We start from the raw sequence: 22248 nt of genomic DNA, 5'->3' as shown, positions 1-22248 counted from the left end.
CCTCCGAGCGGGCGGCCGTGCGGGTGCCCGCGAATCGTGCCGGACGTTACCGGCTCCTAGGGACAACGTCCGACACGCCCTCATTCCAGCGCGGCGGTGACCACTGCTAGGGCCGAAACGGGTCTCGGCCAACGCGATGTCAGGCTCGAGACGTCGCGGCAAGCCCTCCCGCCCTGTTGCGGCGCAAGCTCAGCACTCGGCCGGCGGCTCTTTCAAGGACCGAGCGATACTCTGCAAGCCGGCCGCCATCGTGAGGAGTCCTTCTTGCGGCGGTGTTCGACAGCGCTCGTGCGACCGCCTCGCCCCGGTCGGTCAGCCGCAGCGGCCCGGGAACCGTCAGGGGCTCGTCCCAACTGCCGTGGTTATCGGTGGCGAGGAGTCCATAGGCCGCGATCAAGCGGAGAGCCGACGCCAGATCCGCGCCCTGCGCCGGCACGAATCTCCGCAGAAGCGCTGTATTGCAACCGGATTCGGAAAGCATGTCGAGGATCTCGACGACGTGGCAATGGGTTGCCAGCTCGTCCAGCAGCATCGGGTCATCGTGATCGCCGACCATTCGAACCATCTCCTCGTTGCCCGGAAATCCTCCGGACGGAAGATGGAAGATAGGCGCGTCCGGCCGGTGACAACAGCTGCCTTGACGCACCCTTGGCGCTGTCGACCTGCTTCTTTGCAAGATCTATACGACCTGATGACGAAGCCGCCGCGGCCCATTCGGGACCGCGAACATACCGCCGGACGCAAGGCCGTCCTGGGCTGCACCACCACCCGCTGACCCTCTACCGCCACACTCTCCATCACCAGCGGCAGCAATCCCGAAAAGGCAAGCCCAACAATGTCATCCGCCTCAACCACCGAGGCATCGTGCCGTCAACCAGCCCATCCGCGCCGCGTGGCCGCAGTCGCGCTCAGCGCCTGATCACAATCAGTTCTCGTCCAGCAGGTGGTTGATCGGTCGCAGCATGGCTGGTTGATTGGTCGCAAAGTTAGTGGTTGATTCGTCGCTATCTGAGCGGTTGATTCGTCGCGATGGATCCGATGGATTGGTCGCTACCTGCCACCGAACTATTCCGGCGATCCCCGGTTCGCTGCCGACAGTGAGGACATGCTCGCCGCGGCATACGACGGGTGAGCTTCCTCGTCGTCAGCGCGTAGGCCGTCATCGCCGCCCCGGCTGCTGCTTCGGGGCGATTGAACCGCCGATAGTCATCGGTGAAAATGGACAGCGCCGCCTTGTACCGATACCGCTGAGAAGAGCGCTGAATGTGGTTGGAGCTCGTCCTCATCGCGCTGCTGGGCATTGCGGTGATCACTGTCTCGCGGCGGCTGTGGCCCGCCCGGAATCGAGGCCTGGGCACCGACGTCGCCGACAGTGACAACGACCCCGGACACGAGTGGGGCGGGCTGGCCGGGCTACTGGTCGCAGGGTTCCGACGCTTCGTAACCCCGAGAGTGTGGCCACGGATCCAGCAACGACTGGACAACCAGCGGGAGCGGCGGGAGCGGCGGCGACGCTGAGCCTCATGGCCTCTCGGCATGGATGGGTCGAATCGGGTGGGTGGTGAATCCTTTTCGCGGTTGGTTGCTCTTATGGGGGTGCGGGCATCCAGGTCGGCACGTGGAGGAAGGGTTCTCATGACCGTAGTGGTCGTTGCCGTGGTTGTTGCGGCTGTGTCGGTTTGTAGTTGTGTGCTGTTCCTGCGTAATCGGAAGCGGTCGCGTGGGTAGGGGCACGCCGTCCTCGTGGCCTGCGGCGGACATTGTGGTCGCGGCCCAGGGCGGGGATGAGGCGTCGATTGCGGCGTTGGTTTCCGGTGCGCATCCGCATGTGCGGCGGTTCGCGTATTCGCTGTGCGCGAGCAGTCAGGATGCCGAGGATGCGGCGCAGGAGGCGATGATCGTGCTGTATCGCAAGATCGGAACTCTGCGGGCCACGGGTGCGCTGGCCTCCTGGATGTTTCGGATCGTGCGCAACGAATGCTTGCGGCGAGTCGCGGATATGGCCCGGCGCTCCGAAACGAGTGCCGAGGCGTGCACCGCCTCGGCCGAGGACGATGTGCTGGCCCGGCTGGAGATCGAGCGGGTGGCCGCGGCCATCGCGTCCTTGCCCGCCGATCAGCGCCGGGTACTGATCATGCGTGACGTTCAGGGCCTGCCGGGAAGTGTGGTGGCCGAATCGGTCGGGCTGAGCACGGCGGCGATGAAGTCTCGGCTGCACCGTGCCCGCACCACCGTGCGCTCCGAGCTGGATGCCTGGAAGGAGGCGGCAGCGGAATGAACAGTCGTCTCACCTCGGGCGAAAGGTCTTTCGCCAGCACGTCCGTCCCTGCCCATCTGGCACGAGGAGTCATCGGATTCGGGCTGCTCGCCGGATCGGTCGCCCTGGCACCGGTTTTCGGCATACCGAGTCTGCTACTGCTGCCGATCGGTGTCCTGGCCCTGCGCGGCTGTCCCATGTGCTGGGCGATCGGCCTGATCCAGACGATCTCACGAGGACGCCTGCAACGCTCCTGCACCGACGGCGCCTGTCACCTGACCCGCGTCGAAGGGAGCGTCAGGCGCGGGCCGCGCGCACCGACACGGTGATCGCGGCCGCGCCCACGATCGCGCCGGCGGCGACGAGAGCCGTTGCCGCCCAGCCGAACCAGCTCACCGCGGCCGCGCCGAACGCGGTGCCCGCACTGCCGCCGACGAAGTACACCAGCATGTACGCGCTGTTGAAACGCGCTGTCGCGGCCGGATCGATGGCGAGCACGGTGCTCTGATTGGCGACCTGAGCGGCGAACAATCCGGCATCGAACAGGCCCAGGCACGCCAGCGTGACAACGGTATTCGACAGGCTCGTCGCGAGAATCACGGTCGCGGCGGCCGCGAGCCCGAGCCCGGCCAGGATCACCCGGCGCGCCCCGACCCGATCGGTCCAGGCCCCGGCGACCCGCGTCGCCACGATGCCGAGCAGTCCGGCGCAGGCGTAAAGCCCGATGCGCTCGGCGGAATACGAGAACGGCGGTTCCGACAGGGCCACCGACAGTCCGGCCCACACCGCACAGAAGGCGAAGAACCACAACGCACCTCGCCCGGCAGCCAGCCGCAACACCGGGAACCGCGCGTACAGCCCCGGCAGTCCGCGCAGCAGCCCCAGGTAGCTGGTGCCGGCGTTCCCGGTTTCGGCGGGCAGCACCGCGCGCGCCGCGACCGCCACCACCGCGCAGGCCGCCGCCAGCAGAAGCAGCATGCCGCGCCACCCGATGGCATCGGCCAGCCACCCGCCCACGATGCGCCCCAATAGAATTCCCGCCGAGATCCCCGCCGTGACCACGCCCAGCACGGTCGCCCGCCGCGCCGGTTCCGCGAATCGGCCTGCCACTGAACTTAATTGGGCCCCGACCGAGGAGCCGGCCCCGATCACGCCGATGGCGAGGCCGAGCAGCCACGGCGACCCCACCGCCGCCGCCCCGGCCAGCGCCACCCCCAGCGACCAGAACTGCGCCGCCACCACCGTCCGCGGCGGCACCCGATCCACCAGCGGCACCAGCAGCGCGAGCCCCACCAGGTACCCCACCGGCCCGCACGCCAACGCTCCCCCGACCTCGGCGAGCGATGACCCGAACGACCCGGCCACCGCCGCGATGGCCGGCTGCAGCGGATAGATACTGGCAGTCCCCAACGCTGCCGCGATGGCCATGAACCACATCACCGGCGTCCGCAAGCCCGTAACCCGTTCAACGGCAATCAGTTCCGTTTCCATACTCCCGACGCTACGAACACCCCACCCGTGCGGCTGGCAAGATTCAGACATCACCGTCACGCCGGCAGCGGCGTGGTGGCAATGTGTCAGCGCATTCCTTCTACTCCGTTGCGGGGATGTCTGTTCCGCGATGACTGGGGCGTCGAGCAGGTGGTCGGTGACGGCACGTCATCTGCCGGCGTCGGTGTCGATCTGCTGGGCACGGCGCAGCAGGAGAGGGTCGTGGGCGTTGATCAGCAGCAGGTCGGGGGACTGTCCGGCCCACAGCTCGGCGAGGCGTTCGTGGTTGGCGCGAACTGCGTTCATGTCGTGTGCGACAAAACGTTCCATTGCGGTCAGGGCTCGTGGCACCGGGGTGAGGCCGTCGATCTGGCCGTGGTGGTAGAAGGAGTCGCCGGCGTGGAAGATCCATCGTTCGCCGGTGTCGACGGCGATGGCGGCGTGGCCGCGAGTGTGGCCGGGCAGGCTGATCATGACGAGGCCGGGGGTGATCTCGGTGAGTTCCTCGGCGGCGGCGAAGCCGTACCAGGGATCGCCGTCGCCGGGGGTGTGGCAGACCAAGGTCGGGTGATGGTCGCGGTGGGTGGGCAGGTAGCGGGCCTTCTCGACGAAACCTGCCGGTTGCCGGGCCGCTTTCTCTTCATCGGCGGTGAGATGCACTCTGGCCCAAGGAAAGTCGGCGAGCCCGCCGGTGTGGTCGGCATCGAAGTGGGTCAGCACGATATCGCGGACATCACGCGGGTCGAAGCCGAGACGTTCGAGTTGCCGAACGGCGGACTCGTTCGCGTCGAACCTGGGGCGCACGTAGAACCGGGCCGGACCGAATCGGGCTGCGGGGTCGGCGGCATCGCGCAGCCCCAGCCCGCTGTCCACCAGCACGAGGCCGGTGCCGGTCTCCAGGAGCAGGACGTGACACACCAAACCTGCGGGGGTGCATGGGGGATGCATGGTGCCGCAGTTGAGGTGGTGGACTTTCATCCCAGCGCCTCGAGCATCGCCGTCATGGCTGCGGGATCGCCCCCGATGAGGCCGGCGTCGATGGTCTGGATCGGATTGCTGCCGTCCCAGTTCGCGGCTGCCATCCGGACCAGGTCGAAGACGAGCCGCTTGGTGCCGCCGACATCGGAGATCTCGATGACGGTGCCGGGGTGATGCTCCGTCTCGAGGTAGGCGAATCGGCCGTCGGCACCACCGATGCGACCCTCCTGCCCGACGGTGAATCCGGCCGCGAGCACCCGATCGTAGAGCTGCTGGTAACGGTCGCTCCAATAGGCGATGTGTTGCACGCCTTCGTGTCCCGCCTCGAGGAAGTCGCGGTACATCGAGGGCGCGTCGTTGACGGGGCTGATCAGCTCGATCTGAATGTCACCGCTGTTGGCGACCGCGACATCCATCACCATCGCCGACGGTTCACCTCGGTAGGTGAAGTCCTCCGGGCGTACACCGCGCAGGAAGAACCACGGACCGATACCGCAGGCGACGAAGTTGCGCATCGATTCCTCGATATCGCGCACCACGTAACCGATTTGGGCGATGCCGCCGAACAGGTTGGCCACCGGGTCGGGGGTCGGCGCCGGACCGGGGTGGGCGTCGGCGAACGACAGGACGATCTTGCCGGTGGCCGCGTTGTCGCGCAGGCGCTGCGCGGCGGCCCGCGCGTCGTCGACCGGGTAGACACTGTCGAGCGTGGGGGTGATCTTCCCGGCGGCGAGCGCGGGCAGGACCCGGTCGGCGAGCGCGCCGACGACGTCGGCGAGTTCGGTGCGGGTGCGAATGCTGAAGGTGGTGCCGAGCACTCGCTGACGGCGGAAGGCCAGGGTGTCGAGATCGAGATCGGTGCCCGCACCGGCGAGCCGGCCGATGCTGATGATCGTGCCGCCGATCGCGGTGGCGGCGGGCAGCTGCGCGAAGAGGTTCCCGCCGACGTGGTCGAGGGTGATGGTCGCGCCCTTGCCGCCGGTGGTCGCGAGCACCACCGCTGCCAGGTCCTCGGCGGTGGTGTCGACCACCACGTCGGCGCCCGCGCGCAGCAGGGCAGGCCGTTTACCCGCGCTGGTCGTGGTGGCGATGACCGTGCCGGCACCGAGGGCCTTGGCGAGCTGGATGCCGATCAGACCGATCGAACTGGCGCCGCCGACGATGAGCACGGTGTCGCCCGGGGTGAAACCCGCCTGGGTGACCAGTGCGTCGTGTTCGGTGATCAGGCCGACGGGCAGGGTCGCCGCGGCGTCGAAACCGAGATTATCGGGGATCGGCACCACCAGACGGGGGTGGCACAGGGCGTAGTCGGCGAAGGCTCCGGCGGTGATGCCCATGACCCGGGTACCGACGGGCAGGTGCGGTGCGAGCAGGCTGGAAGTCTCGACGACTCCGGCGACCTCCATGCCGGCGACGAAGGGCCCATCGCCCTGCGAATTGGCGGTGTAGCTGCCGTCGAGGGCGTAGAGGTCGGCACGGTTGAGACCGGCCGCCATGACCTGGATGCGGATGGCGCCCAACTGCTCTGGCAGCTCGCGGTCCTCACGAACCCACTCGGTTCCCTTGCCGCCGATGAGTGCACGCATTGTGGTCTTCTCCTTGCGTTCGTTCGAGTCCATGGCGGGAGTCAGTCGCCGAGTTCCGGAGGTGTGGTGTTCAGCAGGCGCGGGTCGGGTTCGCCGGTGGTGGTGGCGGCTCCGGCGAGGGCTCGGGCGAGGGTGAGCAGGTCGCGGGGTTTGCGGCGGTCCAGCCCGCCCAGCAGTTGCTTGAGGACGGTGAGCTGGTCGAAATAGATCCGCTCGATCGCCAGGTGCTCGTGCTCGTCGAACACGAAATAGGCCGTCATCCTGGTCCGATGGGCCGATCCGGTGGGCGGGATTTTGCCCAGCGGCCCCAAATGGGTTCCCAGCAGCCAGAATTCGACGATCACCGCGTCGTGGCTGTGGCGCAGGGCGATGATCTCGTGGTCCTGGTCGGGGAAGGCGACGCGGGTGTCGCGGTAGTAGTCGCGGACCTCGGTGTCGCCGTCGTGGACGACCATCGGTGCGATCAGCTCGTAGTGCGGGTGCGGGAACGTCGACAGCGTGGCGTCCCAGTCCTGGGCCACCTCGTCGTGGAAATGATCGAGCACCAGCTTCTCCCGGGCGCGCAGCACGGCTTCGGGCGGCAGGGTGAATCGTGAAGACATGGTTGGTCTCTCCTCAGCGCTGAGGGCCATGAGTGAGGTGGCCGTGGTGGAAGGTGGGGTGGGTACCCGGGTTGGTCCAGACGCCGGTGAGTTCGCTGGACGGGAAGAACTGCAGGAAGCGTGGGTCGGCCTGACTGCGGTCGGCCAGCGTCTTCTCGAGGATGATCGAGTTGTACTGGTCGGCGGTGGTTTCCATGGTGTTGGCGTTGAGCACGATCTCCTGTCGCCATTCCCGCGCCCACCGCGCCAGCCCCGGCAATCGGGAGTGTTCCGGGGTGAGCGCCTCGGCCGCGATCACGTTCTCGCTGCTGACCCAGATCCCGGTCGAGGTGTTGACCACCAGGCTCTGATTGCCGAACACGTGCCCGGGAGTCTTGACCACGGCGACACCGGGCCCGAGGACGACCGAGCCCTCGATGGGCAGGAACGCCTCGACGGGAACATCCCGGTACGCGGCGGGCTGGTACCACGGCTGCTGCAGCGGATGCAGCTCGGCCATGCCCGCGAGCTCGTCGCGTTGCACGATGACCTTGGCGTTGGGGAAGATCGCCGCCGGTGTGGTGTCGAGGTCGGTCTGATGGACGGTGGTCCCGATCCAGCGCCGCAGGTCCTGGGTGTGGAGATGGTCGAACATCAGATAGTCGACCTCGTCGCGCGCAATGCCCAGGCGAGACAGATGGCCCAGCACCGTACCGTGTTCGGTGACCATGCGCCGCTCGATCATCGCCGGGGTCCGCCGGGAGAGATTGTCGAAATACGGTGTGTAGCGGCCGAGTTCGACGTCGGAGGGCTCGAACAGCAGGGTGCGGGGGCGTCCGTCGGAGTCGTGCCAGCGGATCACGAGCATCCGGTTGGTGATCGACAGGAACGGCGCGATCGCCCGCGAGGCGCGGAACAGACCGAACCGCGTCGGATACGGCAGGGTCACCAGATCGCAGGTGGTGATGCTGTCGGGGGTGCCGGTGCCCGGGAATTCGCGACGGAACGCCTGCGCCTGTTCACGCGCGACCCGCAGCCGTGCGCCCGGACCGCCCTCGACGTGCGCGAGATCGGTGAAAGTGTCGATACGGGTTCCAACGGCCGGTAGATCGACCACATCGGAAGTGCCCCAGGGGAAACGCATGCCGGACTCCAATATCCACAGCGTGGGTTTTATGCAGTCGTGACGATATACCCACAGTGTGGATTTAATCAAGGGTGTGCGGCAGAATGGCCGCATGACCAGCCCAGCCCCCTCGACGCGCCGGGGACGGCCCCCGAAAGGGTCCGGCCAGCTCACCCGGGCGGGGATCGTCGCTGCGACCCTCACGGTGATCGACGGCGACGGTATCGACGCTGTCGGGATGCGCGCGGTCGCACGCGAGCTCGGTGTCGACCCGAAGAGCCTGTACAACCACGTGGACGGCAAGGACGGGCTGCTCGATGCGGTCGCCGAGCATCTGCTGGGCTCGATCGAGCTGCCCGCCCGCCGCGGCGATCTCCGAGGTGACCTGCGGGCCATCGCGGAGGCGTTCCGCGATCGGGCCCTGCTGCATCCCGCGGCCGCCGCCCTGGTGCTCACGCGGCAATTGGCATCGGTGGAGGGCCTGGCACCGATCCAGGCCGTCCTGGAAGTACTGCTCGCCGCAGGCTGCGATCCGCGGGAAGCGGTCCATCTGATGCGGACGATGGTGGCCGCCCTCATCGGCACCCTGCTGCGCGAAGTCAATGCCGGCCCCACTTACGGAACCAGCGACATCGCCGGGATCGCCGCGCGCCGGGCGACGCTCGAACAGTCGGGACTGCCCGCCGTCGCGGAAGTCGCTCCCTACCTGGCGAGATTCGACAAGCAGGAGGAATTCGACTACACGATCGATCTGGCGCTCGACGCGGTCATCGCCCGCATCGACGGTTCGACGCGGAACTCCCGGTAGTCGTCCTCACACGGATCCGAGATGAGCCAGGGCCGCCGCGGCGGCATTCGCGCCGCACATGCCGTGGGCACCCGGGCCGGGTGGGGTCGCGGCGGAGCAGATGTACATGCCGGGAATCCCGATCGCATATGGGGACAAGGTGATTCGTGGGCCGAAGACGAGCTGGCGGATGTCCTTGGATCCGGTCATGATGTCGCCGCCCGTGAAGTTCGGGTTGTGGGCGGCGAATTCGGCGGTCGGGCTGACGGTGTAGCCGATGACACGGTCACGGAAGCCGGGAGCGAACTGCTCGATGCGCCCGATGATCGCCTCGGTGGCATCGCCGGTATAGCCGTGCGGGACATGGGCGTAAGCCCAGACGGGGTGGACATCGCCCACCGAGCGTTGCGGGTCGGCCAGATATTGCTGGCCCACCAGGACGAACGGTCGCTCGGGCAGCCGACCGGCATGGATATCGCGCTCCGCGGCGGCGACCTCGGCGAACGGACCGCCCAGATGGACGGTCCCGGCGCGGCGGGCGTCCGGATTGGTCCAGGGCACACCCTCCGCGACCGCGAAGTCGACCTTGAACGCACCCGGTCCACGCCGGAATCGCCGGTACGCGTGGGAGATTCGCGACGGCAGCCGGTCGCCGAGGATCTCGGCCACCGACTCAGGGGCCAGGTCGAACATGGTGAGGTCGGCCTGCGGCAATTGGATGGCCGTCTCGATCCGGACGCCGGTCTCGATCTTGCCGCCGAGGTCGACGAGCAGGGCCGCCAGCGCGTCGGTGATGGCCTGAGAGCCGCCGGCCGCCACGGGCCACCCGTAGCGATGCCCCGCAGTCAGGATGCCCAGGCCGATGGCCGAGGTCAGCGGCAGGTGCAGCGGCCGGAAGGCATGCGCCGCAACACCTCCGAACAAGGCCCGCGCCTCCTCGGTCCGGAAGATCCGGGCCAGCGTCGAGGCGGGCAGCGGGGTCGGTGCGCCGAAGCGGGCCAGGGTCAGCGGGTGCCGGGGCACCCGCAGCAGGGGTTGCAGGATGTCCTCGGCCAGGGCGTCGTAGCGGGCGGCGGGCCTGCCGAACAATGACGTCCACCGCTGCCCGTCGCGGCCGAGCCCGGCGGCGGTGCGCTCGACCGACCGGCGCAGGACGCCGGCCCGGCCGTCGGCGAGCGGGTGCACGCAGTCGATCTCCGTTGTGCGCCAGGACAATCCGTATCGATCGAGTCCGAGTTCACGCAGGAACGGCGAGCCCGCGGCCATCGGGTGGACCGCCGAGCAGTGGTCGTGCAGCAGTCCGGGAACAATGGCCTCGATGGTGCGGGTGCCGCCCCCGATCTCCTGGTCGGCCTCCAGGACGGTGACCCGCACGCCCGCCCGGGCGAGGGCCACGGCGGCGGCGAGTCCATTGGGCCCGCCGCCGACGACGGTCGCGGTGGTCATGCCAGCGCTCCGTGACCGTGCTGCTGCTGGTCGCGAATCTCCGCCGGGCCGGGCACTTCTCGCTGCGGCCGGGTCCAGGTGACCGCCAGCGGGATCGGGCCGTTGGGCAGCCACGGCTGCTCGGCCACGGCGTCGGCGACCTTCCAGGTGCCCCGCTCGATCACCCCGAGTGCGGCGTCGATGACCTGGTAGTGCTGCACCTGGCTGCCCCACGCCTGCGATTCCACCCAGACGACGATCGCCTCGCCCGGTTCGAAGCGGGCTTCGCGCTGTACGGCGGCGATGAAGTCCGCGTTGTGCAGGTGCCCGTCGCCGAAGTTGAAGCCGATCACCGAGTTGCAGAGGAATTCGCCCTCGCGCACGGTGCGGGCATCGATGTCGGGCAGGTTCTTCAGCAGCACCGAGAACAGGCCGCGGCCCTGGCTGTGCATGGTGCGCCAGGCGACGACCTGCTGCATGGTCACCTCGGCCCACGCCGGCTCGTAGCCGAATTCGACGAACTGGTCGACCTGGTTCTTGGCAGAGCGCGTCACCCTATCCAGTTTGCCCTCCGCGCCGGGGGCGAAGGCCCACACCGCCGAGGCCCAGTTGCCGGCGTACTGCCGCATGGACGGCAGGAACGACACCTTGTCGGGCCGGAAATTGCCGAGGATCGGGAAGACCAGCAGTCCGGCGATCAGCCCGAGTGCCAGCCACGGCGAGGAGAGGTCGAAGACGCCGTAGCCGTGCCAGTTCGGGAAGCCCAGGAACAGGAACACCGTCGCGTAGGCGAAGAGCACGTTCCATTCCAGCGGCACCGCCAGCGGGAAGGTCGACACGATGAACAGGTGGAAGATCACCATCACCGCGACGGCCGCCAGGGTGAGCCAGCGGTCGGTGGAGAACAGCAGCACCAGCGGCGTGATCACCTCGACCGTGGTGCCGCCGACGTGCGCCATCACATCGGCGATGCGGGACGGGCGCAGATCGCGCGGGAAGTCCCGGTAGTGCGCGCGTTTGAACCAGGTGAACGGTACCGACGGGCTGTTGCTCACCATGGGCGGCACCACCTGCGAGAAGTGCTTGCCGAACTTGGACACACCCGCGCCCACCCACACGACGACGATGAGCAGCTTCAGCGCGATGATCATGTCGACGAAGGGCAGCACCGCGAAGAAGAACAGTGCGGGCAGATACTGTTCGCCACGGGCGGCCAGGAAAATGGTCTTGTCCCGCAACCCGTTCAGGACGAGCAGCACGATCGGCGCGACGAGCAGCGCCGGATTCACCAGGCCGGAGGTGTTGCCCGGTACCGCCGCCGACAGCGAATCACTGTGCACGCCAGGCGAGAACAGCGCGACTGCCACGCTCACCAGCAACGCGATGTACAGCGTGATGTCGGACCAGCCGCGCCGGTCGCCCGCGGTGAACGGCACCCAGGTCCACGGCCGCAGCCGGATGGTGCGCGGCCGCGCCCAGAACCGGATGCCGCCGGTCATGGGTTTCACCTTGCCCGCCAACGGACCCCACGAGCCGGCGATGCCGATGCTCTCCAGCAGGACGGTCCACAGGATGACCTTCTGGTAGACGATCGGCTGGTTCCACCACTCGCTCACGTGCCAGAACGCGGGCAGGTGCGAGGTGGTGGTGGCGACGACAACGCCGCCGAGGGCGTACATCACGATCAGTTTCAGGATGTAGATCGTGTGCACCATGCGCGGTGAGCCGAAGCCGTGTTCGGCCCAGTTGACGGCCAGGATCCGCATGCGCTCCATGAGCGGCAGCCGCAGGAAGTGCTCGGGCTGCACGGCCGGCAGATCGGGTTCGATGAATCCCATGACGAGGCTCCTTGCTGAAAAGTGGTGGGAATCAGAGCGTTTGCGCGTCGAGGCGGCGCAGCGCGGGTTTGTCGATCTTGCCGACCGCGTTCTTGGGCAGCTGGTCGAGAATCGAGATGGAGACCGGCAGTTTGTATTTCGCCAATCCCCGGCGGGCGTGCTCACGAATGCCGTCGGCGTCCAGGGCAGCGCCGGTGGTGAGGGCGGCGAACAGGATCGGCTGTTCGCCGTAGACCGGGTCGGGCCGGCCCACGACAGCCGCCTCGGCGATCTCGGGCAGCTGGTAGACGACGGTCTCGATCTCCTTGGGGTAGATGTTCTCGCCGCCGCGGATGATCATGTCCTTGGCCCGGTCCACCAGGACCAGATAGCCGTCCTCGTCCAGCCGCCCGATATCGCCGGTGTGCAGCCAGCCGTCCACGACGGTGGCGGCGGTGACCTCGGGCCGATTCAGATAGCCGCGCATGACATTCGGACCGGAGATCAGGACCTCGCCGGCCTCCCCTTCCGGCGCGTCGTCACCGTCCGGACCGAGGATGCGGATGCGCTGGCCCGGCAGCGGCAGACCGACCGTGCCCGGCTTACGCAGTCCGGCAATTGGATTGATCGTGCTGGCACACGTGCCCTCGGACAGGCCGTAGCCCTCCACCACCGGGATGCCGTAACGGGCCTCGAATTTCGCCAGTACCCCGATGCTCGCCGGGGCGGCCCCGCAGATGCCGAAGCGCACCGACGAGGTGTCCGGGCGTACGTCCGCGGGCCGGTCGGCCAGCATGGCGTAGATGGTCGGCACGGCGGAAAAGTATGTGGGCCGCGCCTTTTCGATCCGGTCGAAGAAGCTGCCCGCGTCGAACCGGCCCGCGACAGTGGTGCGCCCGCCCGCCAGTAGCGGGGACAGCACGCTCACCACGATCCCGTTGACGTGGAACAGCGGCAGGACGAGCAGGCTGTGGTCGCTCTCGTCGAGATCCAGCGCGTCGATGACCATGCCGCACATGGCGAGCAGGTTGGCGTGGTCGAGCATGACCCCTTTGGGCCGCCCGGTGGTGCCGCTGGTGTAGATGAGCAGGGCCAGCGCGGCGGGGTCCGCGTCGATCGGCTCGACGTCGATGCCAGGGCCCGCGAGCAGCTCGCCCAGCGGGACGACCGCGCACCCGGGGCCATCGAACGGCGCATCGGTGACCATCGCCTTCGCGCCGGCGTCGGCCACCTGGAAGGCGACCTCGTCGGCGACCAGCGCCGGATTCACCGGTGTGACCGCCGCGCCCAGCCGCCACGCGGCGAACAGCGTCACCACCAGGTCCGCGGTATTGGGCAGCCGCACCGCGACCACGTCGCCGGCGCCGACACCGTGGCCGCGCAGGGTCGCGGCGGCCCGCTGCACCGCCGCGAGGAACCGGGTGTTGTCGAGATCGGCCCAGTCGTCGGCGAGGGCGGGGGCGGTCGGACGGGCAGCGGCCCTGCGATCGGGTAGTGCCGGGAGGTTCATGAGTTATGTCCTTGCGGGAGGAAAAGTGATGGCGACCACGGTAGAAATGGCCGGCCCCCGCGCCACCGTCGTGTGTGAACGAAGTTCCGGGCCGCATTTGTCGCCGGGAGACAAACCCGGTCGGCGAATCCGCCGCCACCGCGCGGTCCCGGATCTACCGTGGAGGGGTGACGGTTGCGCGGCGCGACGGCGAGGTCGCGGTGAGCCGCTATGTGGAAGCGATCGCCGCCCGGTTGAACGCCAGGGTGACGCAGGTGAGCGCCGCCATTCGCGACGCGCTGGAGGACGACATCGTCGTGCTGCGCGGCGATATCCGCACGGTGGACCTGCTCGGCGCGAGCGTCGAGGCCAATGTGGACACCCTGCTGCAGGCCATGCGCCACGACATTCCGGTGGACCGCATCCAGGCCCCCGGCGCGGCCGTCGAGTACGCCAGACGCCTTGCGCAGCAAGGCATTCCGGCCAATGCGCTGGTACGTGCCTATCGGCTAGGGCAGCGCCGGATGACCGAGATGGTGTTCACCGAGCTGCACACCATGGACATTCCGGCGGCCGAGCGGGTCACCGCCATCGAGCGCATCACGGCGATCCTGTTCGAATACATCGACCGCATCACCGAGCAGGTCGTGTTGATCTACGACGACGAGCGTGAGCGGTGGCTGGAGAGCCGGAACAGCCTGCGCGCGCTACGCGTCCGCGAATTGCTGACCAGCCGCAAGACCGTCGACGTGGACGCCGTGTCCACCGCCCTCCGGTATCCGCTGCGCTGGCATCACGTGGCGCTGGTGCTCTGGTATTCGGGCTCCGAGGACGACGAGATCCCCCGCCTGCAGCAGTTCGTCCGCGAGCTCGGGCAGGAGCTGGCCGTGGAGGCGAATCCCCTGTTCGTCGCCACCGATCCGGCCGGCGCGTGGGCCTGGCTGCCCTATCGCGCGGATCCCGGCGATCCGCTCGCGCGCATTCGGGCCCGGGTCTCGGCCGAGTCCGGCCCGCCGGGTATCGCCATCGGCCCGGCCCAGCCGGGCCTCGACGGCTTCCGGGCGTCCCATCGGCAGGCCGAGCGAGCCCACGGCGTAGCGCTCGCCCGCGGACTGGCGAATCCGCTGCTGGCCGCGTGGGAACCGGGTCTCGCGGCGGCGGCGCTGCTGGGCGGCGATCTCGGCGAAACCCGCGAGTGGGTGGGCGAGGTGCTGGGAAATCTGGCCTGCGACACCGGCAATGACGAACGCCTGCGCGAGACGCTGCGCGTATTCCTGCGCAGCGGTTCGAGTTTCAAGGCCGCGGCCGGTGAACTGGATCTGCATTTCAATTCCGTGAAGTACCGCGTCGGCCGGGCCATCGAGCGTCGCGGCCGGCCGATCACCGGCGATCGGCTCGACGTCGAACTCGCCCTGCTGGCCTGCCACTGGTACGGCCCGGCGGTGCTGCGCCCGCAGGGCTGAGATCGCGAGCGGCTGCCGCACGCGGAGGACAAGACCGGGACTCATCTTCGTCTCCGCGACACAATGGCAGCAGCGCGCCGGCGGCCTACCTTTCTCGCCATGAATTCCCCCATTCCCCGAGGAGTGACTCATGGTGACCAATTCCGACTACGCCGCTGAACCCGCACAGGCCGACGAACTGGCCGCACCGCTGGATCTACTGCTGACCGGATCGGCAGTCGGCATCGGCCGTCGGATGCTGCCCAACAATTCCTGGAGCCGGCTGGCCGTGCACCTGGCCCGGCGACCCCGGGTGGTGGGCGGGCGGGTGTCGGCGCTGCGGCACGAGCTGACCGATATCGCGCGCGGACGATCCGAACGGGCTCCGGTCAAGGCCGACAAGCGCTTCGCCGATCCGGCCTGGCAGAGCAATCCCATCCTGAAGCGCAGCATGCAGGCGTATCTGGCCGCCAGCGACACCGCCGAGGAACTGCTCACCGATGCGCACCTGGATTGGAAGGACGAGCAGTGGATGCGCTTCGTGATCGACAATGTCCTCGAAGGGGTGTCGCCGAGCAACAATCCGCTGCTCAATCCGCTGGGCTGGAAGGCGCTGGTCGACACCGGCGGGGCGAGCGCGGTGCGCGGGCTGCGGCGCTTCGTCGGCGATATGGCCCGGGCGCCCCGGGTTCCCGCCATGGTGGAGCCGAACGCCTTCACGGTGGGCGAGAACGTCGCGGTCACGCCGGGTTCGGTGGTGCTGCGCACCGAGGTCTTCGAGCTGATCCAGTACGCACCGCAGACCCCGCGGGTGCACACGGTCCCCTTGCTCATGGTGCCGCCGGTGATCAACAAGTACTACATCATGGATATCGCGCCGCACCGCAGCATGATCGAGTACTTCCTGTCGCAGGGCCAGCAGGTGTTCGCCATATCGTGGCGTAATCCCTCGGCCGTGCAACGGGATTGGGGTTTCGACACCTACGGCCAGGCCATCATCGACGCGCTCGGCGCCGTCGAGACGATCACCGGTTCCGAACGCACCCACCTGCAGGCGTCGTGCTCCGGCGGCATTCTGGCGGCCATGACCGCGGCCCACCTCACCGAGATCGGGCAGGATCACCGGCTGGCCGGGCTGACCCTGATGGTGACCGTCCTCGACCAGGCCCGCGCCGGATTCGCCGCGGCCGCCATCGACGAGGAGACCGCCAAGACGGCCATCGCGGTCTCCCAGCGCCGGGGCTACCTGGACGGCCGCGCGCTGGCGGAGGTGTTCGCCTGGCTGCGGCCCACCGATCTGGTCTGGCGGTACTGGGTCAACAACTATCTGCAGGGCCGCGCGCCCGCGCCCTTCGACGTGCTGTTCTGGAATGCCGACACCACCCGCATGACCGCCGCCCTGCACCGCGACATGGTGCTGATGGGTGTGCACAACTCGCTCACCGTCCCCGGAGGGGTGCACATGCTCGGCACGCCCGTGGACCTGTCGCGGGTGACCGTGGACACCTACGTGGTGGCCGGGCTCGCCGACCACATCTCGCCGTGGCAGGCCTGCTACCGCAGCGCCCGGCTGCTGGGCAGCAAGGATTGCCGATTCGTGTTGTCCACCAGTGGCCATATCGCCGCGCTGGTGAATCCGCCCGGAAATCCGAAGGCCGCCTATCGCGTCGGCGCGCCCGACGACGCCGATCCGGCCGCATGGGTGGACAACGCTGCGCAGCAGGCCGATTCGTGGTGGCCCGACTTCGCGCACTGGCTCGCCGAACGCAGCGGACCGGACCGGGACGCACCGGCGACACTCGGCGCCCCCGATCTGCCGGCACAGGACCCGGCCCCCGGCACCTACGTACTCACTCACTGAAAGGCCTACCGTGACAACACGACTCGACTCACCCGCCGACCTGATCGGCCTGACCGGACAGCAGCTCGGTACCACCGAATGGATCGAGATCACCCAGCCGCAGGTGCAGCTGTTCGCCGACGCCACCGGCGATCACCAGTGGATCCACACCGATCCGCGGCGGGCCGCCGACGGGCCCTTCCACGGCACCATCGCGCACGGCTATCTCACGCTCTCGCTGGCGCCGGTGATGATCGCCGATGTCCTCGAGATCCGCGACCTCACCGCGGCGCTGAACTACGGCCTGAACAAGGTCCGCTTCCCCGCGCCGGTGCCGGTGGGGTCCAAGATTCGGGCGGTGGTGACGCTGAATGCGGCCCAGCGGAAGACCTCCGGCGTGGAGGCGGTGTTCGGCCTCACCTATGAGATCGACGGCAGCAGCCGCCCCGCCTGCGTCGCCGACGTCGTGGTGCTCTACCCGTGAGCACGCCGATGCCCGCCGACGACGTCGAGCAACGGCTCATTCCCGTACTGGGACAGCAGATTCGGATCCGGGTGCACTGGGGCGCGGGTGTTCCGCCGGCCCCGGTCATCGAATCCTTCCGCGCCGGCCTGAACCGGCGGACCGGGCACGGGAATCGCTGGGCGGCAACGACGTCCCGATAGGGCACACAGCGGTGCGAATCGACCGCACCGCCCGCGCCATCAGGAGCGGACGCGGGCGGCATTCGGCTGCCGGAGTGCGGCTTACCTGGTGGGTTCGGGGTGGGTCGTCGGGGTGTGGATGATGTCGAAGTAGACGGTCTTGTCGTCGGCCGTGGGATAGACGCGGTAGGTGAAGTCTTTGTCGTTCAAGGTGACGATGTCGACCGCGCGGGTGAATTGTTCTTGGCCCGCATCATTTTTCGCGACGATGGTGCGAGTTCTGCCGTCCGGGGAGACGGACCAGTCGCCGTGCATTTTCGGGGTGTCGTCGAGGTTGAACATCGTGAAGGTGCCGTCGGACTTGAAGTAGGCGAAGCCGACGTAGTTTTTGACATTGTCGTCGGTGAGGGGGACCGCGGCGCCGTGGGCGTCGGTCGCGGAGGTGGTCTCCCAGGGTGTGGCGGCCAGCATGGCGGCGGGCGAGCCCGGCGTGACCGCCGCGGATGCCGAGGTGGGCGCCGCACCGGAGGTGGTGGTCGGGATCGGCTCGCTGCTGTTGCTACTGCAAGCGCCGAGCAGGCCGACCGCCGCGAGGGCCATGGCAAGAGTCGCGATCTTTTTCGTCATCTCTTTACCTGTCATCGGACTCACTGTAGTTATCCGGTGGCGAGACTCCGCTCGACGAAACGCTGGCAAGCCTGCACCCTCGAGGATGGCGACGCTGTCGTTCTCCCGGACGAAGCGCGCCTGGATGCGCTGCGCCAGCTGGTCGACCAGCGCGGCCTTGCTGCCGAAATGGTGGTTGGCCAGGCCGCGGCTGTACCCGGCCACCTGCCCCACATCGGCCAGCGAGGTCTGGTCGACCCCACGCTGGGCGAACAGTTCTTCGGCCGCGTCCAGCAGCGCCTGCCCGGCCTGGGCGGCGCGTTCCTGCTGGGTCCGGCGCGGGGGCGGGGCCGGCCGGGTCGGGATCGTCGACTCAGTTACCCTGGGCGGCAACCGAAATCGGCTGCCACTTACGCCAGGTCTCCAAGCGCGATTCGTAGTCCGCGGTGGCGATTGCCAGCGGAATCTCGCCGAGGAAGATACGCAGCGGGGGCTCGTCGGCGTCGACCACCGCGAGAATGGCCTGACCGGTGGCGCCGGGGTCACCGCGGCGAACCGACGAACGCTGAGCGGCGCGGGCCGCACGGGAACCGTCATAGGCAGGATTCGGGGCGGCATGCCGCGAGGACGGACCGGCCCAGTCGGTGTCGAAGCCGCCCGGCTCGATGAGGGTCACATGAATGCCGAAGGGCGCGACCTCCTGGGCCAGCGACTGGGACAGACCCTCGAGTGCCCACTTCGAGGCGTGGTAGGCGCCCAGATTCTGGAAGGCGGAGATGCCGCCGATGCTGGAGACCTGCAGGATGTGACCACTGCCCTGCGCGCGCAGGATGGGCAGTGCGGCCTGGGTCACCCACACCGCGCCGAACACATTGGTCTCCAGCTGATCCCGGAGCTCCTGTTCGGTGAGCTCCTCGATCATGCCGAACTGGCCGTAGCCGGCATTGTTCACGACGATGTCGAGGCGTCCGAAATGGTCGGCCGCCTGCCGCACGGCGGCGAAGTCGGCCACGCGGTCGGTCACGTCGAGCCGCAGCGCCAGGAAGGTCTCCGGATACTTGGCGACCAGCTCGTCGAGGGTGCTCAGATCGCGCGCGGTACCCGCGACCCGATCCCCCCGCTCCAGTGCGGCGAGCGCCCATTCCCGCCCGAAACCCCTTGATACACCGGTGATGAACCACACTTTGCTCATGTTCTCCGACCCTAGACAGCTGGAGTGCACTCCAAGCAAGGGCCGAGACGGTCGCGCCCGGATATATATGCCGATTCCGCCACGCGCGCATATTGCGAGCCGGGTCACAGCTGTGGCAAAGTGAGCTCGGCAATATTGAGACTAGACGGTCTCACAATGGGGATCAGGGTGAGGAAGTGGGTCGATGAAGACCAGGCGACTGACCGGGCGGTTACTGCGGCTCGGGACGGTGTTCATCAGTGCACTGGTGGTGACGGGACTGACCGCGGGACCGGCGCCGGCCGATCCCGCCGCGCCCGTCCTGCCCTCGATTCAGCCGGCGCAGATCCTGCCGCTGCCACCGGAACTCGATCCGGGCTTCTACCAACCGCCCGCCGACGTGGTCGCGGCCGCTGTACCCGGTGAGATCATCGCCGCCCGGCAGGTCGATCTCGCCAACTTCGGCCTGATCCCGCTCAATGTGGATGCCTGGCAGGTCTCCTACCGCTCCAACAACGGTCGCGACGAGGCGATCCCGGCGGTGGCCACCCTCATCAAGCCGCGCGGGGTCGCGCCGGCGCCGCGCAAGCTGCTCTCGGTGCAGATCGCCGAGGACTCGACCCAGGGATACTGCAGTCCCTCCTATGCGCTGCAACATCTTTCGGCCGCGCCGTTCCTCGGGCAGATCGTCGCGCCCGCCGAGTTCCTGTTCGCGCAGGCCGCGCTACAGAAGGGCTTCGCGGTGGTGATCCCCGATCACGAGGGCCCGAATTCGGCCTATGCGGCGGGCCCGCTGGGTGGCCGCATCACCCTCGACGGCATTCGCGCCGCCACCTCCTTCACGCCGCTCGAGGTCGGCGCGGGCGCGCCGGTGGCCCTCTACGGCTACTCGGGTGGATCCATGCCCACCATGCACGCCGCCGAACTGCGCAAAACCTATGCGCCGGAACTGAATATCGTCGGCGCGGCCTCCGGCGGCACCGGCGCGGATCTGGGCGCGACCCTGCTCATGGCCAACAACCAGGCGACCGCGGGCCTGGTGCTCGGCGCGGTGCTGGGCCTGTCGCGCGAGTATCCGGACTTCAACGCCCTGCTCGATCAGAAGCTCAATCCGCTCGGGCAGTTGCTGCGGACGGTGAAGGCCCCGTTCTGCGTGCAGTACCAGACGGCGTTGCTGCCGTTCCTGAACATCACCGGCCTGATCGATTCGCCCGACCCGCTCCAGGAACCGGCGGTGCAGGCCATGCTCGAGGACACCCGCCTGGGCAAGAGCCTGCCGGACATGCCGCTGTTCATCTGGCACTCGCACTGGGACGAGATCCTGCCGCTGCCCTCGACCAACCAGCTGGTCGACACCTACTGCCGGCAGCCGGACGCGCAGGTGACCTACACCCGGGACTGGGCCAGCGAGCACATCCTGGCCGAGGTCACCGGCGGCCCCGCCGCGCTCATGTGGCTCTTCGATCGGCTGAACGGCGTTGCGGCACAACCGGGTTGCTCCACCACCGACATGCCGTCCATGCTCGGCACCCCGGGCGAGCTGCAGACCCTCGGCGACACCCTGGGCGAGACCTTCGCCTCCTTCTTCGGCAAGCCCATCGGGGCCTGACCGACCCGGCCCATCGGGCCCGGCCGACGGCGTCGATGCGGGCCCAGTCCAGGTGTAGCAACGTGTCAGCTACCTTGGACTGGGCAGAAGAAACAGACTCCGTGGAGGGTGAGCATGCTGCATACAGATATCCCCACGCGCGGCGAGATTCTGGCGCTGGCGTCGACCACCGGACCGTGGTGCGTATCCGTCTACACCCCGACCGAGGCGGATACCCCGACCCCGGACAAGAACCGGGTCGCCTTCGAAAACCAGGTGAAAGAGGTGCTCGACCGGGTCACCGACAAGCAGGCCCGGATCGCGCTGACCGACGCCTTCGCCGACCTCGTCGACGACGAGGACTACTGGCGCTTCCAGTCCCGCACCCTGGCCGTGCACGCCACGCCCGAGGGCATGCGCACCTACCGCCTGCCCAACCGGCTCGAACCCAGCGCCACCCTCGGTGACCGCTTCTACATCAAGCCGCTGCTGCGGGCGGTGACCTTCCCGCAAACCGCATTCGTGCTGGCCCTGTCCGAGAACGCGGTGCGGCTGGTGGAGGTCGCGGCCGAAGGCCCGGCCGCGGAGGTGGCGGTCGCCGGACTCCCGACCGATCTGAACAAGTACCTGGATCTGCCGCCGCTGGGCCGCAGCCCGCACGGCCGACTGCAGGGCAGCGAGGGCCGCAAGGTGCGGGTGCGGCAGTTCTGCCGGGCCGTGGACCAGGCACTGCGGCCGGTGCTGGCCGGTCACGACATCCCGCTCATCCTGGCTGCGGCCGAACCGACGGATTCGCTGTACCGCTCGGTCGACAGCTACCCGCTGCTGCTGGCCGAAGGCATTCCCGGCAATCCCGAGCATCTCTCCGACGGCGACCTCGCGGCCCGCGCCCGGCAGCTGCTCGATCAGCACTACGCCGCCGAATTGGCCGATGTCCGAGGCGAATTCGAGAAGCGCCGCAGCGACGGCCGCGGCGTCATCGATCTCTCCGACATCGCCCGCGCCGCCACCTACGGCATCGTGCACACCCTCCTCGTCGATATCGACGCGTCGGTTCCCGGCGCCGTCACCCAGGACGGCGCACTCGCCGCCGCCACCGGCGACGGCGAGGCCCCGGGCGTCCTCGACGAAATCTCCAGGCGCGTGCTTCTTGCCAATGGCCGCGTGCTGGCCGTCCGCGGCGACGACATTCCCGACGGCGCGCACGCGGCGGCCATCCTCCGCTACGCGCCCTAGTCCCACCCGGTAACGCCGGGATCACACCCGTCACCCGTACCCGACCGGCCGCCGGAACCGGGTGCGGGTGACCACGTTTTCGCTGCTCCAGCCGCTGTGCCGGGCCCCGGCCCAGGTCCTGATGCGGTAACGACTCATTCGATCAAGTAACGTTCGAATCTCCTGTGACGACGTCTCCGGTGG

21 protein-coding genes are annotated in these 22248 nt (G+C 68.4%); 10 read left to right on the top strand and 11 right to left on the bottom strand.

The features are described 5' to 3' along the window. Positions 1-139: 139 nt before the first annotated feature. Complete coding sequence (locus ACWEKS_RS21880) at positions 140-556, bottom strand: hypothetical protein (protein ID WP_452341779.1); 417 nt, start codon at positions 554-556, stop codon at positions 140-142. A gap of 707 nt (positions 557-1263) precedes the next feature. Between ACWEKS_RS21880 and ACWEKS_RS21875 the strand changes: the two genes are divergently transcribed. The 3 genes from ACWEKS_RS21875 (at position 1264) to ACWEKS_RS21865 (ending at position 2586) form a co-directional block, all read left to right on the top strand. Next, a complete protein-coding gene (locus tag ACWEKS_RS21875; RefSeq protein WP_452341778.1) occupies positions 1264-1518 on the top strand; it encodes a hypothetical protein in 255 nt (84 codons plus the stop codon). 202 nt (positions 1519-1720) lie between these two features. Further along, positions 1721-2278, top strand: a complete 558-nt coding sequence (locus ACWEKS_RS21870) for an RNA polymerase sigma factor (RefSeq protein WP_452341777.1) — start codon at positions 1721-1723, stop codon at positions 2276-2278. Continuing rightward, positions 2275-2586 (top strand): hypothetical protein, encoded by a 312-nt coding sequence (locus ACWEKS_RS21865; RefSeq protein WP_452341776.1) that lies wholly within the window; start codon positions 2275-2277, stop codon positions 2584-2586. The genes ACWEKS_RS21870 and ACWEKS_RS21865 overlap by 4 nt, the downstream gene beginning before the upstream one ends. Here the strand turns inward: ACWEKS_RS21865 and ACWEKS_RS21860 are convergent. The 5 genes from ACWEKS_RS21860 to ACWEKS_RS21840 all read right to left on the bottom strand — a co-directional run bounded on the left by ACWEKS_RS21860 (position 2555) and on the right by ACWEKS_RS21840 (position 8037). Continuing rightward, complete coding sequence (locus tag ACWEKS_RS21860; RefSeq protein WP_452341775.1) at positions 2555-3748, bottom strand: MFS transporter; 1194 nt, start codon at positions 3746-3748, stop codon at positions 2555-2557. The two genes, ACWEKS_RS21865 and ACWEKS_RS21860, sit on opposite strands and share 32 nt — an antisense overlap. Before the next feature lie 168 nt (positions 3749-3916). Beyond that, the gene (locus ACWEKS_RS21855) at positions 3917-4726 is read right to left on the bottom strand and encodes an MBL fold metallo-hydrolase (RefSeq protein ID WP_452341774.1); all 810 of its coding nucleotides are present in this window, start codon (positions 4724-4726) and stop codon (positions 3917-3919) included. Continuing rightward, on the bottom strand, positions 4723-6312 hold the full coding sequence (locus ACWEKS_RS21850) for a zinc-binding dehydrogenase (protein WP_452341773.1): 1590 nt from the start codon (positions 6310-6312) through the stop codon (positions 4723-4725). Before ACWEKS_RS21850 ends, ACWEKS_RS21855 begins: the two co-directional genes overlap by 4 nt. A 41-nt stretch (positions 6313-6353) precedes the next feature. Further along, positions 6354-6914: an ester cyclase gene (locus ACWEKS_RS21845; RefSeq protein ID WP_452341772.1), complete on the bottom strand. Its 561-nt coding sequence runs from the start codon at positions 6912-6914 to the stop codon at positions 6354-6356. A gap of 13 nt (positions 6915-6927) precedes the next feature. Continuing rightward, on the bottom strand, positions 6928-8037 hold the full coding sequence (locus ACWEKS_RS21840) for a hypothetical protein (RefSeq protein WP_452341771.1): 1110 nt from the start codon (positions 8035-8037) through the stop codon (positions 6928-6930). 94 nt (positions 8038-8131) lie between these two features. On the opposite strand from ACWEKS_RS21840, the gene ACWEKS_RS21835 reads away from it, so the two are divergent. Next, the gene (locus ACWEKS_RS21835) at positions 8132-8827 is read left to right on the top strand and encodes a TetR/AcrR family transcriptional regulator (protein WP_452341770.1); all 696 of its coding nucleotides are present in this window, start codon (positions 8132-8134) and stop codon (positions 8825-8827) included. A 6-nt stretch (positions 8828-8833) separates the two neighbouring features. Here the strand turns inward: ACWEKS_RS21835 and ACWEKS_RS21830 are convergent, their stop codons facing one another. Genes ACWEKS_RS21830 through ACWEKS_RS21820 form a run of 3 tightly spaced genes read right to left on the bottom strand, consistent with a single transcriptional unit; the run spans position 8834 to position 13558 of the window. Beyond that, complete coding sequence (locus ACWEKS_RS21830; protein WP_452341769.1) at positions 8834-10252, bottom strand: phytoene desaturase family protein; 1419 nt, start codon at positions 10250-10252, stop codon at positions 8834-8836. Beyond that, positions 10249-12069 (bottom strand): DUF3556 domain-containing protein, encoded by a 1821-nt coding sequence (locus ACWEKS_RS21825; RefSeq protein WP_452341768.1) that lies wholly within the window; start codon positions 12067-12069, stop codon positions 10249-10251. Before ACWEKS_RS21825 ends, ACWEKS_RS21830 begins: the two co-directional genes overlap by 4 nt. A 31-nt stretch (positions 12070-12100) precedes the next feature. Further along, positions 12101-13558, bottom strand: coding sequence for a class I adenylate-forming enzyme family protein (locus ACWEKS_RS21820; RefSeq protein WP_452341767.1), 1458 nt, complete (start codon positions 13556-13558; stop codon positions 12101-12103). A 167-nt stretch (positions 13559-13725) separates the two neighbouring features. Between ACWEKS_RS21820 and ACWEKS_RS21815 the strand changes: the two genes are divergently transcribed. The 4 genes from ACWEKS_RS21815 (at position 13726) to ACWEKS_RS21800 (ending at position 17485) form a co-directional block, all read left to right on the top strand. Further along, entirely contained in the window at positions 13726-15000 is a 1275-nt protein-coding gene (locus ACWEKS_RS21815) for a PucR family transcriptional regulator (protein WP_452341766.1), read from the top strand. Between the two features lie 130 nt (positions 15001-15130). Further along, on the top strand, positions 15131-16840 hold the full coding sequence (locus tag ACWEKS_RS21810; protein ID WP_452341765.1) for a PHA/PHB synthase family protein: 1710 nt from the start codon (positions 15131-15133) through the stop codon (positions 16838-16840). A 10-nt stretch (positions 16841-16850) separates the two neighbouring features. Continuing rightward, on the top strand, positions 16851-17303 hold the full coding sequence (locus ACWEKS_RS21805) for a MaoC family dehydratase (protein WP_452341764.1): 453 nt from the start codon (positions 16851-16853) through the stop codon (positions 17301-17303). Then, the gene (locus tag ACWEKS_RS21800; RefSeq protein WP_452341763.1) at positions 17300-17485 is read left to right on the top strand and encodes a hypothetical protein; all 186 of its coding nucleotides are present in this window, start codon (positions 17300-17302) and stop codon (positions 17483-17485) included. The genes ACWEKS_RS21805 and ACWEKS_RS21800 overlap by 4 nt, the downstream gene beginning before the upstream one ends. An 81-nt stretch (positions 17486-17566) precedes the next feature. On the opposite strand, the gene ACWEKS_RS21795 is transcribed toward ACWEKS_RS21800, so the two are convergent. Both ACWEKS_RS21795 and ACWEKS_RS21790 read right to left on the bottom strand, forming a co-directional pair. Continuing rightward, positions 17567-18463: a DUF4822 domain-containing protein gene (locus tag ACWEKS_RS21795; protein WP_452341762.1), complete on the bottom strand. Its 897-nt coding sequence runs from the start codon at positions 18461-18463 to the stop codon at positions 17567-17569. Then, on the bottom strand, positions 18444-19262 hold the full coding sequence (locus ACWEKS_RS21790; protein WP_452341761.1) for an SDR family oxidoreductase: 819 nt from the start codon (positions 19260-19262) through the stop codon (positions 18444-18446). The genes ACWEKS_RS21795 and ACWEKS_RS21790 overlap by 20 nt, the downstream gene beginning before the upstream one ends. Positions 19263-19446: 184 nt before the next feature. Between ACWEKS_RS21790 and ACWEKS_RS21785 the strand changes: the two genes are divergently transcribed. Both ACWEKS_RS21785 and ACWEKS_RS21780 read left to right on the top strand, forming a co-directional pair. Beyond that, positions 19447-20850, top strand: coding sequence for a lipase family protein (locus ACWEKS_RS21785; RefSeq protein WP_452341760.1), 1404 nt, complete (start codon positions 19447-19449; stop codon positions 20848-20850). 114 nt (positions 20851-20964) lie between these two features. Next, the gene (locus ACWEKS_RS21780; protein WP_452341759.1) at positions 20965-22065 is read left to right on the top strand and encodes a baeRF11 domain-containing protein; all 1101 of its coding nucleotides are present in this window, start codon (positions 20965-20967) and stop codon (positions 22063-22065) included. The last annotated feature ends 183 nt before the right edge of the window (positions 22066-22248 follow it).

Source organism: Nocardia sp. NPDC004711 (assembly GCF_053601595.1).
Note: the sequence above shows the minus strand (reverse complement) of the source record. Positions and strands in the feature narration are given on the sequence as shown.